Raw genomic sequence first — 15,628 nt, 5'->3', positions numbered from 1 at the left:
GCAGCACCGTCGATGAGTTAGCCGAACATACCACCTACCTATTGGGTGGGAAGCATATTTGGCGATCTTCACCGAGGATACTTGTTGAAGAATACGCGAATGGTCCAGACTACGGCGCTTACGCAATGGGAAATGAAATCGTTGGGATAGAGGCTGCTGTATATGGCGGCCAGCCGCATTTCGTCTGTAGTGAAGGAACCTTCCCAGCCCCGCTCATTGATGACGAGTACAAACTTATGGCCGATGTTTCGCTGAGTTGCTTGCGATCTCTCGGCCTTGGCTGGGGGCCAACCAGTATCCAATTCCGATGGACGACACGTGGTCCAGTCGTTATTGAAGTCAACCCGCGGCTTGGTGGTGGTCCTCAACCGGTTCATCTGGCTTACGGAGTCGACCTCGTCACCGAACACATCAAGCTTGTCATCGGTCGCGAATGTAACCTGCGCAAAAGCCATTCACATATCGCGGCCTGGCGCTCATTGTTTCCTGATCGCGATGGCATCCTCGATTGGATCCATGGCGGCAGTCAGGCTGCTGCTGTACCGGGTGTCGCCGAAGTCAAATTTTATGTTGAGCCCAAGACGCCGATCATCAGGAAGGGCGATTACCGAGACTCCATGGGGTACATTATCGCCGTTTCATCCAACCGTTCTCGGACAAAGTCGATACTCCAGCAAGCCATCGACCTAATCGACTGGTCGATCACACCATTTCCGACTGAACAGGAACAATAATCGGTTCCTCGTCTCTCCGCACCAGCGCAGATGTCCCAGCCAAAGAGTGATCGTTGCCGAACATTGGTGCGATTGAGAGCACGAAAGAGATGCGGAGCCATAGCTATACTTTGCGATCCGTGGCGAATCGCGATCGGTTGATTTTTGCTGATTCACAGAAGCCTCGTGCTTTGCTTTCCGCGACACGATCGTGAGTGGCGACTGATTACCTGCGCTCCAAAGGGGCTTTGCGCGAGCTAGGCTTCGCTTGATCAGGCGGCCGCCACCTGCTGAACAAGTCTCTCGGAGACATCTTGCAGCCAGATGACGTCGATATGGAAACTGCATTTGACCATGGCCGCTGGGCGTTCAATCGTCTGACTTCTCTAGCCGCGAGTTGAACAACAAGCACAGGACGATCAAGCCTCAGCGACCGGATTGTGCTGGCCAGTCTTAGCGGAGGCTGTGTCATTGTTGCGCGAATGCAAACCTCAAAAATCAATGGAGTAGACTCATGACGATCCCAAAGGGTGTACAGGCATTTCCACGCACTGAATACCTGCGCCGGCTGTCCGCCGTGAAGGCTGAAATGGAGGGACGCGACGTGGACGTACTGCTCGTTTTGGACGCTTCCAATATCACTTATCTTTCAGGCTATACCACGCCGTCCGGATATGTTCCTCAGGCGCTTGTGATTGACGGGGTGGCTGAGGAGCCGACATTCATCCTTCGTCGTTGCGATGCGCCGGCGGCCATGTACGAATGTTTCATGGAACAGGATAAGATCATCGGCTACCCGGAAGCGCTCATTGGCAATCTAGCCAACGACGGATACGATGCCGTCATCGACTTCCTGAATGAAGCTGGTCTCGCGAAACGGGGGCTGGGTATCGAGATGTCGAGCCTGCCTGCAGCGACATCGGAAAAGTTCAAGTCACGGCTGCCTGAGGCTCGCGTTGTAGACTGCACCAAGCTTGTCAGCTGGCTCCGCCTAGTCAAATCCGATCTCGAAATAGAAGTCATGCGGGAAGCCGCCGCCATTTCCGACGCCGCGATGAAGCGCGCCAGCGAAGTCATACGTGCCGGTGTAGCGGAAGCCGACGCGGCGGCAGAGATCGCGGCGGCGTTAATCCGGGGAGCGAATGGAAAGCCGGGAACGGCGCTGAAGGCCTTCTATCTCTGCGCCTCGCCTCGGATAGGTACCTGTCACATTCCGTGGACGGGGGACGTGTTCCGCGACGGGTCCCAGATCAATCTCGAACTCGGCGGCACTCGCCATGGATATTCCGCGGGCCTCATGCGTACTTTCTCGATCGGCGCCCCGTCCGAACGCCTGCGCCGCATTCATGAGGCCCAGGTCGAAGGCCTTGAGGCGGCACTCGCCGCAGTCCGGCCGGGATCAACGTGCAGCGAAGTGGCCAACGCGTTCTACAAGACGCTCCGCAAACACGGTTTCGAAAAGGAAACGCGCTGCGGCTACGCGCACGGCATTGGCTGGCTCGAACCGACTGCAAGCCTCCGGGATGGCGACACGACTGAGCTGAAGCCGAACATGACCTTTCATTTGATGCTGGGCAACTGGATTGAGGACGACTTCGGTTACGTGATCAGCGAGACATTCCGGGTCGCCGGCACCGGCGCTGAGGTAATCACAAACACGCCGCGGAAGATCTTCGAAATCTGAACGGGCAATCGTGTCCGGTCGCCTATCTATTCGATCGTGTTGATGTCAGGCGCTTCTAAGTTGTCCGAATCGCCGGCGTTTTGATGTCCTCCGGAGGGTCTTGCTTCTCTCCGGATTGGCTCTTGGGATTAGAAGAATGGCGGAAAGATCTGTTCGGCGTCTGATTCAATGATGCGATCAGCACGTGGACCGTAGCGAACTCCCTCCGAAGGACTTCTGTCCGCCAGTTGGCGGATTTGAGGTGACACTAGTTGCGATGGCTTCTGGAGCGATTGCGGTCAAGCTTGTTAGTGCTTCATGTCCTATTCGATTGTTCGATCGGTTGGCGACCATCTCCTCGTCCTGACTTGGCTTCGGCTGTGCCGCGGGGGACTGGCCGGTCGTGTTGGCCGGCAGGTCATCGCGTGCGCGACGTGGCTTTGATGGAGCTACGAGCCCGATGGCTGCGATCGCGGCTGGTCTCGCGGCGCACCGCGACGATTTCCAGATCCGTGCCTTCCTCATCGAACAGGCGCATGGCTTGGCCTCGTGCCACGGCAATACAGTACCGGAGGGAAGCCGACTGTCCGCCGCATCTCAAAACCAGGAAGCCGCTTATCTGCGAATTCTGTTAATCCAGGCGGCCAGCTTCGGCGCATGGCTGCAGAATGCCGCGCCGCGGCTTCATCGCAGCAAGCTCGCCACGGCACTGGCTATCGCTGAAGCGCCAAAGTCCCGACAGCGATCGAAGGCTTCGCTGTGCCGATCGCCGCGACCAGGAGATCATCGGCGCGACGCCGGCACGCTCATCAGGCGACGGCAGTTCGCCTCGTTCTGGCTGATCTCCTCGATCTCCTGGCTGACCGTTTCGATGAGCTCGTCGAGCCACAGCCAGTCCTCGTAGAGTCCAACGATCGGATCGCTCATGCGCGGCGATATCTCGTCGGCACGGTTCTCCAGGATTGCGAACTGCGAGTTGCGAAGTGCTCTCGCGCCGGGCAGCACGGCAATACCGTGCTGCGCAATGGCTGGACATTCGGCAGCACCGAAACGAGGTGACGGCCATCTAAACCGCCACCCCCCAGTGCGCGAGAAGCATGGAGCGAATATGAACGCACCCGGAATCTGTTTGACCCAAATGGTTGCCTGGCAACCTATCCGCTAATGAGATTAACGGTGCGTGCGAATTCCCCATCAAGGCCATGACACGCGAGCCGACCAAAAGGGCCGGATACATATGAGCGACTTCCGCTATCCTCCACGCCTCACTTGCGATCAGCAGCCGGTCCATACAATTGGGTCAGGTGGCCGCAAGCATGGTGTCTTGCCGTTTCCAGCGAAGTTCGGTGGCGTCCAGCCACGTGCGAGGCATGATCACCGCCAGTCTTCTGGCAAGCGCGACAATGGCTTTTTGCGTCCCTCGCCGATTGGCGACGTTCTTCGCCCCGGCCTTAAACCACGACCAATTTGCCAACGCGTCAGCGGGACTGGGCGGCCTCGAAGGCAACGACCTCTTCATGCCTAGGCCCGCAGGGGGACATGCATTCAACGCGCTCCCTTTCTCCCTGCTGAAATTACCCGGTCATGGCCGACTTCATTATCTCCGGAGGGACAACCCCGGTCGCCTACGAAACAAGATCGATCACGACCAAACAATTGCCCTAGCCACCTGACGGCGATCATCGATGCTGTGATTTGCGACAATGACGCTGCTTCCCGGACCCTTTTTCGATCGCAGCCTGATTATGCTCGATGTCGGAGGGAAATCCTAGCTTCCGCCGCCCCGTGACTAGTGCCATCGCCGAGGCCGCGGTCCACGCTGTCATGGATGATCTGGTCAGAGAGGGCCTCACGATCTTAATTCGGTGGGCCGGGCCGACGCGCGAGGACGCAGACATCCAAGGGTCAGTTCCGTAACCGACTTGCCCCACGGCGACCTAGCATGTGCTGGCCGGGACCGACCTCTGTGCTGAAAAGCGAGCCTCGGGTCCATCTCGTTACTAGATGTCGATGATACACAAAAGGCATTTGACGAAATCGTGCTGCGGAATGATGCTCGCTTAAATAAGGCACTAGGACAGAAAAAGCTGGGAACTAATAGATGTACAGCGTCGACACTTTCCGACATCTCCAGGAAGAAGCCACGCAATGGCGCCGCTACCTGCACCAGAATCCGGAACTGGGATACGAGGTGCACAATACGGCGAAGTTCGTTGCTGAGAAGCTGGCCTCCTTCGGTATCAATCACATCGAGACGGGCATCGCCGAGACCGGCGTGGTTGCCCTGATCCAGGGTGAGGGCGGGGAGGGGCCGACGATCGGACTGCGCGCCGATATGGATGCCCTGCCGATCCTGGAAGCGTCGAACAAGGCCTGGTCCTCGCGGATACCCGGCAAGATGCACGCGTGCGGCCATGACGGCCACACCGCGATGCTATTGGCGGCTGCAAAACACCTCGCCGCGACGCGCAACTTCAAAGGCTCAGCGGCTTTGATCTTCCAGCCCGCCGAGGAAGATGGACGAGGTGCTTTGAAGATGGTCCAGGAAGGAATCATGGAGCGCTTCAACATCTCCCAGGTCTACGGCCTGCACAACTCACCCGGCACTGACATTGGCCAGTTCGCCATCCGGGAGGGCGGTATGATGGCGGCGCTTGACGAGTTTGACATCATCGTCAAGGGGAGGGGCGGGCATGCAGCTTCGCCCCACAGGACTGTCGACCCTGTGGTCACCGCCGCACAAATCATCGTTGCCCTCCAGACCGTGGTGTCCCGCAACACCGACCCCACTGACGCCCTCGTCGTTTCTGTCACGAAGTTCACGGCGAGCCAAGCCTACAACGTCATCGCGGACCAGGTCGAAATGGGTGGGACTGTCAGGAGTCTGACCTCCGCCGTGCGCGATCTGGCGCAGCGGCAGATCAGGTTATGCGCCGAGGGCGTGGCCCACGGGATGGGCGCGGAAATTGAGTTCAGGCATCGGCGGCTCGAACCCCTTACATTCAATCACACGGCCGGAACACATTTCGCGATCACCGCAGCCCGCGGCCTCGTGGGCCATGACGCCGTAAACGACAACGTCAAGCCTTCGATGGGATCCGAAGACTTTGCCTACATGCTGGAAGCGCGGCCGGGCGCGATCATCCTCTTGGGGAACGGCTCGACGCCGGGCTTGCACAATCCCGCTTACGATTTCGACGACGAGGCGATCCCGTATGGCGTGGGCTATTGGGTAACCCTCGTCGAGAAGATTCTGGCGGCCTGACTTGTCGGGTTACGGCTCGTGAACCGGGCTGAACGGCGAGAGATGCTTCAGTTGACCGTGAAACGCGCAGGACAGGACCGCGTCGGCACCGCCACGTAGATCACTTCGCGAAGTCTCGATTGCGGCCGTCCGCTGGGTCGGCGAAAATTGCATATTCAATTATGCTCAACATTAAAAAAGGGGAATGGCCATGAGCTTCTCTATTATCATTAACCGCAGGCGTTTCCTGCAGGCAGCATCAACCGCCTTGGCTGCCGGCGCACTTCCTTCCATTGCCAGTAACAAGGCATCGGCGCAGACTCCTGGCGAACTGCGCGTCCTTGTCTACGGTGGCGATACCGGAAAGGCGATGATTGAGGCCTATGTAAAACCATTTGAAGCCGAAACAGGCATTAAGATGACCCCGATTACCGATCAGGGCGACCGGGCATCGATCGAGATGATGGTTGCGCAGAATAACGTCACCGTCGATGTTGTCACCGCTAACCAGGGATCTTCGTTCGAGTTGTCCCAAAAGGGTCTTTTTGAGCCGATCGATTATTCTATTTACAGGAATGAAGACCTAGACGGGCTCGCCGACTTCGCAAAGCAGCCGTTTGGCGTAGCTAACGTAGTTTATGCGTTCGTCATGGTCTACAATACCGAAAAATTCCCAGCGGGTAAGCTGCGGCCGACCACATGGGCGGAATTCTGGGACGTGAACAGTTTCCCGGGTGTCCGCAGTCTTGTCAGCGGCCAATATGGTTCAGAAGGCCCTTGGGAGGAAGCCCTTCTCGCCGATGGCGTAAATCCAAAGGATATATATCCTATGGACCTAGATCGTGTTTTCAAAAGTTTGGACAGAATAAAGCCCGATATTCGCAAATGGTGGGGAACAGGGTCCGAAATCCAGCAGATGATGCATGACAAGGCAGTAGATCTTGTAAATGCCTATGATGGTAGGGCCGGCACGTTGATCAAGCAGGGAGCACCGCTTGAAATTAATCGTAACCAGGCGAAAATAACTTGGGACTACTGGCAGATTGTGAAGGGGTCTCCTAACGCGCACGCTGCGCAACAGTTTGTCGCATTTACCGCGCGCGCCGACCGTCAGGCAGCATTTTCACAACTCATGCCGTTCGGCCCGAGCAACCTCAACGCGTTCAAGGTTCTACCGGAAGATATTGGGCGCTCGCTGGCCAGCCACCCCGACTACCTGAGGTCAAGTGTGCTAATCGACTCGAAATGGTACGCCGAGAAGGGATCGGACGGGCTCACGAACACCGAAAAGCTGGTCCAGCGCTGGAACGAGTGGATCCTGCTTTAAGCCCCTGTCGGCCTTTTGCGACGGCATTTACCGATGACGTGCCGCACCGAACCAGCACGTCATCGTTCGGCTTGGAGTGACGAACATGAATGCACCAGTCAGAACGCTGCATCCGCTAGCTAAGGATAGACCATTGGAGAAACTCGCTCTTTCCGAGCAAATCGAATTTCGGAACGTCACCAAATTATACGGTCAGGTCATTGCGGTCAGGAGCCTGTCGTTGACCGTTGGGCGCGGCGAGTTCCTCACGATCCTTGGTCCGAGCGGTTCTGGCAAGACGACGACACTCATGCTGCTGGCGGGGTTCGAGGCGCCTACCGAAGGTGATATCCGCATCGCTGGGAAGTCCGTCGCCTCGGTACCTTCCTATCGGCGCGATCAGGGCGTCGTCTTCCAAAGCTATGCGCTCTTCCCGCACCTCACCGTTCGCCGCAACCTTGAATTTCCGCTCGAGATGCGCGGCATCAGGTCGGCTGAGCGGGCCGCGAGAGCCGAACGCATCCTGTCACGTGTCCATTTGGACGGCTTGGGTGACCGCATGCCATCACAGCTCAGCGGTGGGCAGCAGCAGCGCGTGGCGCTCGCCCGGGCCCTCATAGCCGACCCTCCAATCTTGTTGCTAGACGAGCCGTTGGGAGCACTAGACCGTAACTTGCGTGAGCAAATGCAGGGTGAGATCAAGGGGCTTCACAAAGAGTTCGGAATCACTACGGTGTGTGTCACACACGACCAGGAGGAGGCGCTCACGCTTTCCGATCGGATCGTGGTGATGAACGCTGGACGAATTGAGCAAACTGACACGCCTGAGGCGCTATATGACCGTCCTGTCTCCCGGTTTGTCGCGAATTTCCTTGGGGACGCCAACATCCTCGATGATCCGTCATTCGCTGTTGAGTCGGATACGCCGCAACCGGACGGCACCGTCGCGATGATCCGGCCGGAACGTATACGGATCTCCGCCCCTGGCGCCACGAAGAGTGCCGACGCCGATCAGCGCCAGCATGTCGCCGGCACCGTGACCGATATGATCTATGCCGGCCCGCTGCGAAGATACCATGTGGCTGTCGGCGATAACGACGTGGTCATACGCGAACACGTCGCCGCGGGGCGTCAGATCTTCCAGATCGGGGACACCATTCAGCTCGACTGGTTGAGATCGGACATCCGCTTCGTCACGACGTGATCTCAGGGGACTCGCAGATGTTGACTTTACAAAAGCTTACGCGGGCCTCTGTTGTGCTGACCTTTCCGGCGCTCTGCCTCCTGCTACTCGTCTTTGCCATACCGATCGTCCAGCTCTTCTTAAACAGCATCAACGCCCCCGCGCTCTCCCTCGTCAATTACGTGACGTTCTTCGTGCATCCTGCGAACGTTCGCGTCCTCATCCAGACCATCGAGGTAAGCATCGTAGCCACGGTCATCTGCGCTATCATCGGCTACCCGACGGCCTACCTGATCACGGCTGCTTCGAAGCAGGTCCGGTCTGTCTTGGTCATCCTCGTCCTGATCCCGTATCTCACGAGTTCGCTGGCCCGAACCTACGCCTGGGTCATGATCCTAGGTGACCGCGGCCTTATCAATAACCTGCTGCTCGATCTGCGCGTCATCACCAGTCCTCTGCCTCTGATTTACAACCGTATGGCCATGTATATCGGCATGGTCCACATCATGTTGCCGATCATGATCCTGCCGCTAGTGAGCGTGATGCTCGGCATCGATAAGTCGCAAGTGGCAGCCGCGCGCAGCATGGGCGCGCGTCCGTTCTCGGCCTTCTGGCGCGTGTTCTTACCGCTCAGTCTGCCCGGCTTACGCAGTGGTGCGTTGCTCGTCTTCATCCTGAGCCTCGGATTCTACATCACGCCCGCAGCCCTTGGTGGCCTGCGCGATGCCATGCTCTCGACTTTCATCGCGGCTGAGGTGCAAAGCTCATTCAATCTCGGCCGGATAGGGGCAGCGTCATTTATTCTCCTCGCGATCGCGATGACGGTGCTCGCCGTCCTCAGACTCAATCCGGCCGGCCCCAAAGGCAATGCTGCGTCGGATCGGCGAAACCGTTTTCCCGCAGCGGGGGCCTTGGTGCGACATCTCACTGAGCTCGGCACGCTTCGGCGGGCGCGTCGCTGGAACATGCATCTTTACCGCGCTGGCGACGCCACCCATGTGTGGAGGTTCATAGGGATCACGGTAGTCATATTCACCCTACTCTTTCTCCTCTTCCCGGGCGTGGTGGTGATCATCGTGTCTTTTAGCGCCGGAACGCAGTTGGAATTCCCTCCATCCGGCTTTTCCGTGCAATGGTATCGTTCGTTTTTTGCCGATCCGTCGTGGAACGGGGCCGCGCTGAGCAGTTTCGAAATTGCAATCTCGGTAACCATAATCTCGACCATACTCGGCACGCTGGCCGCCTATGGACTCAGTCGCAGCGCGCCAATGCTGCGCAACGTGCTCACGTTGGTCCTCCTAGCACCGATCACCTTTCCGGTGATCGTGGTCGGCATCGCAGCCTACCTTGGTCTGGTATCCTTCGGCCTAGTCGGATCGAAGACAGGCATCGTCTTGGCGCACAGCATTGGCGCTATGAGCTATGTCGTAGTTGTCGTCGCGGCAACGCTGGCCAACTTTGACATTAGTCTTGAGCAAGCCGCTAAGAGCATGCGGGCCGGGCCGTTCCGGACATTCATGAGGGTGACTCTGCCTTTGATCCGGCCAGGCATCCTCGGCGGGGCGGTTTTTGCGTTCCTCCATTCGTTCGACGAAGTGGTCATATCCTTGCTCGTCAGCGGTCTATCCATACGCACGCTTCCCTTAAAGATGTGGGAAAACATCCGGCATGAAATCGACCCCACCGTCGCCGCGGTGGCGTCGCTGCTGATGCTTCTGCCCGTGCTCTGGCTCGTCGCCATGTACTTCATCTGGTGGCGGTCAAGATCCAGAATGCAAGCTGCCTCAGCCCGCATGCTCGCCGCGGTCTGAATCCGCACTACTCGTTAGGGCTCCCGGGCAGTGCCAGCGTGTCAACCGCACGGCATGTTACGCGCCTTGGGGCCGCGGTCACTCTGCGCCTGACCATTCAGAACTCTATAGGAAGAAACACGATGACAGAAATCGAACCTACCGTTGCCGTAACAATCGCTCGTGCGTTGTCGCGCCACGGCGTGAAGTTCATATTCGGTCAGAGCCTTCCTTCCGCCGTGATCCTCGCTGCGGAGGAAATCGGAATCCGTCAAATCGCCTACCGCCAGGAGAATATGGGTGGTGCGATGGCCGATGGTTTCGCGAGGGCCTCGGGACAGGTCGCGGTGGTCACCGCCCAGAACGGTCCAGCAGCGGCACTGCTCGTTGCACCGCTGGCCGAGGCCCTGAAGGCCAGCATCCCCGTGGTGGCTCTCATTCAGGAGGTAGAGCGACTGCAGGTGGATAAGAATGCCTTTCAGGAACTCGATCACCTGGCGCTTTTCGCATCCTGCGCCAAGTGGACGCGCCGTATTGGCACCGCGGATCGGGTTGACGACTACGTGGACGCCGCGTTCGTGGCTGCGGCGAGTGGCCGGCCGGGGCCTGCCGTCCTTTTACTGCCGGCTGACCTGCTCCGCGAGACAGCCCAGCCCAGCGCCCACAAGCGCGAGGCATGCCTCAGCGCCTGGCCCCTCGACCGGACCCGGCCGTCGGATGCCAGCATTGCCGAAGCGGCTTTCCTAATCGCGAAAGCCCATTGCCCGGTGGTCATGGCGGGTGGGGGCGCCCTTTCCACCGGCGCGCCATCGGCTCTGGCGAACCTTCAGGAATTTGCCTCGCTCCCTGTATTCACGACGAACATGGGGAAGGGTGCCGTCAATGAATTCCACCCCCTTTCATTCGGCGTGCTCGGATCCCTCGTAGGGCCAACATCGCTTGGCCGCTTCACGCGGAGCTTGGTCGAGGATGCCGACCTGATCCTGCAAGTTGGAACACGAAACAACCAGAACGGCACCGACAGCTGGCGCCTCATTCGTCCGGGTACAAGGATCATCCAGATCGACCTTGACCCGCAGGAGATCGGGCGCAACTACGAGGCAGTCCGCCTCGTCGGGGATGCAGCAGAAACCCTCAAAGCACTCACGCAGGCCCTCAAGACCCAAGATCTCAAGGCAAGGTCACAGGCGCGCCCCGGTCTGGCCGAGCGGATTGCCGATGCCTGGCGCCAGTTCGAGACGGTCAGGGCACCCCTTCTAAAGCAGGCAACCGCAGGGATCAGGCCAGAACGCGTGATGGCGGAACTGCAGAATCTGCTCCAGCCAGAGATGATCATCACTGCTGATGCAAGCTACTCATCGATGTGGGTCGTCGGTCATCTGCGAGCGCCACGGGAAGGGACGCGCTTCCTCACACCCCGTGGGCTCGCCGGGCTCGGATGGGGCCTTCCGCTCGCCATTGGAGCAAAAGTCGCGCGGCCTTCGGCACCTGTTGTGGCGCTTGTCGGGGACGGCGGCTTTGCCCATTCCTGGGCCGAATTGGAGACGATGGTCCGCATGGGAATTCCGGTGACGGTCGTCGTCCTGAACAACGGCATCCTCGGCTTCCAGAAGGACGCAGAAACCGTGAAGTTTGGGGCCTATACCACAGCCTGCCATTTTGCAGCGGTTGATCACGCGGCGATTGCGCGCGCCTGTGGCTGCGAAGGGATAAGAGTCGAGGACGCTGCGGCTCTGCCGGAGGTCCTCAAGCGAGCCCTCGTCGCCGAGCGGCCGACACTCATCGAGGTGATGACGGATCCCGATGCGCATCCTCCGATTTCGCTGTTTGCCGGGACCCTGGATCACTGAGCGGAATGGCGTTACGTGGGCAACCGATGGAACAATAAGCCGGAAGGCGCAAACCGGGGCCTGTTCGGCGCCGACGACGAAGTCGGGCGCCTCAACCTGATCACGGATGACATCCGACTGAAAGCGGCCGCCGAGATCAGGACCGGCCGGGCTTTCTGCCTCAGCTTGCCACTGGATCTCCCCGGCGGGACTGCGCTCAATCCGAACCGCAAGCCGCCGCGTCGTCATGTGGCGATACGCAAGCAGGGACTGCCGGCGGTGAACTATCCCCTATATCTGGAGAACACTCATTACATTGACGCGTCCTGCGATGACAGCGTGACACTATTCACACAATATTCGACGCAGTGGGACGCCCTTAGCCACATCGGGCAGCATTTCAACACCGACGATGACGGCACCGCTGAGATCGTCTATTATAATGGCTTCAGGGGCGGCACGGATGTTCTTGGACCCGATGCCGAAGGCGGAGCTCGCGCGCGCCGATTAGGCATCGACAAGTTCGCCGAGACCTGCGTCCAAGGTTGGGGCGTGCTGCTTGACCTAGGCAGGATCTATGGACGGGACCGAACCCTGGTCGGCTACGATGCCCTAGTGCGTGCTATGCAGACTCAGTCCGTTAAAGTCGAGGCGGGCGACATACTGTGCGTTCACACCGGATTCGCCAAACTTGTTGTCGACATGGACGGCAGCCCGGATCCGCGTGTTCTGCACAATGCCTGCGCCGTACTAGAGGGGCGGGACGACAGGCTGCTCCGGTGGATCGACGACTGCGGTATCGCCGCGCTGGTTGCCGACAACTTCGCGGTGGAGGCGTATCCGAATCGCGTACCGGACGGCTGCGACCACTGCGCCGGCCTGCCGCTGCACCAGCATTGTCTATTCAAGCTTGGCCTTGACGAGCTCTGGTATCTATCGGACTTGGCTGCGTGGCTAAGAGATCATAACCTTAGCCGGTTTTTCCTTACCGCTCCGCCTCTGCGCCTGCCCGGCTCGTTCGGCTTGCCGCTGACACCCGTCGCCACAGTGTAGGAGAAGTAGGTCGTGGACCAGGTTTCGCACGCGACCGCATTCGCCGGCAAGGTGGCTCTGGTGACAGGCGCCGCGCGGGGCATCGGACTTTCGATCGCCACCCGGTTTCTCAACGCCGGCGCCAATGTTGTGCTGGCGGACCTCTCCGAGAGTGACCTGAACGCCAGCATTTCGACCCTGTCTTCGGACTGTACTGGGCGGGCCTTGGCGGTGCGCGTTGATGTGTCCACAGACGCTGATGTCACGCGAATGGTCCAGGCTACATCGGCTCGATTCGGGCGGGTCGACATCCTGGTCAACAACGCGGGAATCTCTCCGAAACACGGCGGACGGAAGGCAACGGTTGAGGAGATGCTCGCCGTGGAGTGGCGTCAGGTTCTCGAAGTAAATCTGACAGGCGCCTTCCTCTGCTGCCGGGCTTGTCTTCCCCACATGCGGGCGGCGAAATGGGGCCGGATCATCAACATCGCATCGGTGGCCGGCCGAACGAAAACCGAGATTGCAGGAGCACACTATGCCGCGTCAAAGGCCGGCATGATGGCCCTTGCCCGCACCCTTGCGGTTGAAGTCGGCTCAGCGAACATCACGGTGAATTCCATTGCGCCGGGTCGCATCGAAACTCCGATGGCTGCCGCGGCTGGTGCCGAACTTAACCAGGCCTACGTCGCCAGCATTCCTGTCGGCCGACTGGGCACCGGTGACGACATCGCCGCTGCGGTCGCCTACCTGGCATCTGAAGACGCTGCCTTCCTCACGGGTGTCACGCTCGACGTTAACGGCGGCTCATTCATGATCTGATCCGCCTGGCGGCTGAATACTTACAAGACTTGAAAGTGGAGCTCTGGGTATGGGTGTACTTACCATGATGCCGGAGGGACTGGCCGTTCCTTCTCTTCTGATCGAACGCGCCTATGTCGCCGGCGAATGGATTTCGGGCGGACGTCGCTTTGACATGACCAATCCCCTCGACCGGCGCGGTCGTTTCGTCGGTCCCCGATGTCGGAAGGGATACGGTGGAGCAGGCCATCGACCCCGCGCACCGCGCGTAACGGGAATGGACCCGACGCACAGGCAAGGAGAGAGCTGGGGTCCTGCGCGCCCTCCATGACCTCATGGTCGCGAATGCCAACGATCTCGCGGCCGTCCTCACCGCCGAGATGGGCAAACCGTTCGCCGAAGCGCGCAGCGAGATCCTGTACGGCGCGTCCTACGTCGAGTGGTTCGCCGAGGAAGCAAGCGTCCTACGGCGACGTCATTCCCGGACATCAGGACGACAAGCGCATTATGGTAATACGCCAGCCGGTCGGCGTGGTCGGTGCGATCACCCCGTGGAACTCCCCGGATGAGATGCTAGCGAGGAAGGTGGCGCCAGCGCTTGCTGCGGCTGCGCCATCGTCTCCAAGCCCGCCGCCCAGACACCGCTCTCGGCGCTGGCACTGGCGCTGCTCGCCGAGCGCGCGGGACTGCCGGGCGGACTGTTCTCGGTGATCACTTCGAAGGACGCGGTCATGGTGGGCAAGGCGTTCTGCGAGAACACCAAGGTTCGCAAGATCACGTTCACAGGCTCTATGCAGGTTGGCCGCACGCTGATGCGGCAGGCTTCCGGCCGGATCAAGAACCTTGGCCTCGAACTCGGCGGCAACGCCCCTTTCATCGTCTTCAACGACGCGGACCTGGATGCTGCCGTCGAAGGCGCGATCCTGTCGAAACTCCGCAATGCCGGGCAGACCTGTGTGTGCGCCAACCGCCTCTACGTGCAGTCCGGGATCAATGATGCCGCCGCGGCGGCGTTGACGAAGCGCGTCAGGAGCCTCAAGGTCGGCGACGGCTTCGAGAAAGGCGTGGCGATCGGACCGCTCATCGAGGAGAAGGCCGCCGCCAAGTGAAGGAGCACATTGCCGACGCATGTGCAATGGGTGCTCAAGTCGTCGCCGGCGGCGAACCGCACGAAAGAGGTGGGCTGTTCTTCACGCCGACGATCCTGACCGATGTAACGCAGGAGATGAAGGTCGCGCGCGAAGAGACATTTGGGCCGGTCGCGCCTCTCTTCCGATTTGATACGGAAGAAGAGGTCATCAAGCGCGCAAACGCTACCGAGTTCGGTCTCGCGTCCTACATCTACACCCGCGATGCATCCCGGATCTTCCGTGTCTCCGAGGCGCTGGAATAGGGCATGGTCGTCATCAACACGGGGCTCATCTCCACCGAGGTTGCGCCGTTCGGTGGCATCAAGCAGTCCGGCATCGGCCGCGAAGGTTCGAGTACGGCCTCGAGGACTACACCGAGTTGAAGTATCTATGCCTGTCCCTCCAGGATCCCGGGCAGAGAGTTATCTCCTGCACTAAGCCGGGTAGGGACCGCGTTGCTGCAGGTCATGAGCGGTCTGGATGATCCCAAGCTGTCGACCTCGAGCGCGGGACGCTTGTTGCCGGTCCGGCCGGATTGCGTCTCCTCGAAGATCTACTCGCAGCCGGCGCGCATCAGAGCATCAGAGCATTGCAGGTCCAAGTTCTGGCCGTCGAAACGTGCGCGTAGCCGATCTGCATGTCCGGATTGAATCACAGAATTACAGAATCGATTCCGTAAGAGCTCACGTCCGGACATACAGACGTTATTTCGGCCGGATGCCGCCAACGCGCATGACGCTCCGCAGATGCCGGGAAACGGTCGCTATGCAGATATGCGGCTGGTTTGCTGCGGGGAGACAGCCGCGACGTCGCCGGGAAAGCCATCTGGCCTCACGATGGTGCCGCCTGCATTCGATATTTGACCGGCCGGCACAAGTGCGATCACATGGGCACGTGACCACCCGCAAGGGCGGCGCTGCCTCCGATGATGATGATATAG

Annotated in this window: 8 protein-coding genes and 3 pseudogenes; all 11 read left to right on the top strand. The window is 59.6% G+C overall.

Going from position 1 to position 15,628, the window contains the following annotated elements; all coding sequences use genetic code 11:
• A pseudogene (locus tag EOB49_RS22100) lies at window positions 1–734 on the top strand (hypothetical protein); the annotation flags it as partial.
• A gap of 493 nt (window positions 735–1,227) precedes the next feature.
• Window positions 1,228–2,397: a Xaa-Pro peptidase family protein gene (locus EOB49_RS22095; protein WP_126080651.1), complete on the top strand. Its 1,170-nt coding sequence runs from the start codon at window positions 1,228–1,230 to the stop codon at window positions 2,395–2,397.
• A gap of 513 nt (window positions 2,398–2,910) precedes the next feature.
• Window positions 2,911–3,280 (top strand): annotated as a pseudogene (locus EOB49_RS37840) (transposase); the annotation flags it as partial.
• Window positions 3,281–4,477: 1,197 nt separating this feature from the next.
• On the top strand, window positions 4,478–5,641 hold the full coding sequence (locus tag EOB49_RS22085) for a M20 aminoacylase family protein (RefSeq protein WP_126080652.1): 1,164 nt from the start codon (window positions 4,478–4,480) through the stop codon (window positions 5,639–5,641).
• 190 nt (window positions 5,642–5,831) lie between these two features.
• Window positions 5,832–6,947 carry an ABC transporter substrate-binding protein gene (locus EOB49_RS22080; RefSeq protein WP_126080653.1) on the top strand — a complete coding sequence of 372 codons (1,116 nt, stop codon included), beginning with the start codon at window positions 5,832–5,834 and terminating at the stop codon, window positions 6,945–6,947.
• Window positions 6,948–7,032: 85 nt separating this feature from the next.
• Window positions 7,033–8,130, top strand: a complete 1,098-nt coding sequence (locus EOB49_RS22075; RefSeq protein ID WP_126080654.1) for an ABC transporter ATP-binding protein — start codon at window positions 7,033–7,035, stop codon at window positions 8,128–8,130.
• A 17-nt stretch (window positions 8,131–8,147) separates the two neighbouring features.
• Window positions 8,148–9,920 carry an ABC transporter permease subunit gene (locus EOB49_RS22070; RefSeq protein ID WP_126080655.1) on the top strand — a complete coding sequence of 591 codons (1,773 nt, stop codon included), beginning with the start codon at window positions 8,148–8,150 and terminating at the stop codon, window positions 9,918–9,920.
• A gap of 122 nt (window positions 9,921–10,042) precedes the next feature.
• On the top strand, window positions 10,043–11,749 hold the full coding sequence (locus EOB49_RS22065; protein ID WP_126080656.1) for an acetolactate synthase catalytic subunit: 1,707 nt from the start codon (window positions 10,043–10,045) through the stop codon (window positions 11,747–11,749).
• 15 nt (window positions 11,750–11,764) lie between these two features.
• Complete coding sequence (locus tag EOB49_RS22060; RefSeq protein ID WP_126080657.1) at window positions 11,765–12,781, top strand: cyclase family protein; 1,017 nt, start codon at window positions 11,765–11,767, stop codon at window positions 12,779–12,781.
• Window positions 12,782–12,793: 12 nt separating this feature from the next.
• Window positions 12,794–13,579 (top strand): SDR family NAD(P)-dependent oxidoreductase, encoded by a 786-nt coding sequence (locus EOB49_RS22055; protein WP_126080658.1) that lies wholly within the window; start codon window positions 12,794–12,796, stop codon window positions 13,577–13,579.
• Window positions 13,580–13,643: 64 nt separating this feature from the next.
• Window positions 13,644–15,085, top strand: a pseudogene (locus EOB49_RS22050) (NAD-dependent succinate-semialdehyde dehydrogenase); the annotation flags it as partial.
• Between the last annotated feature and the right edge of the window lie 543 nt (window positions 15,086–15,628).

The organism is Mesorhizobium sp. M7A.F.Ca.MR.148.00.0.0 (genome assembly GCF_003997735.1).
In the GTDB taxonomy this organism is placed as follows: domain Bacteria; phylum Pseudomonadota; class Alphaproteobacteria; order Rhizobiales; family Rhizobiaceae; genus Mesorhizobium.
The sequence above is the reverse complement of the archived record's forward strand: the minus strand, read 5'-3'. Positions and strand labels throughout refer to the sequence as shown.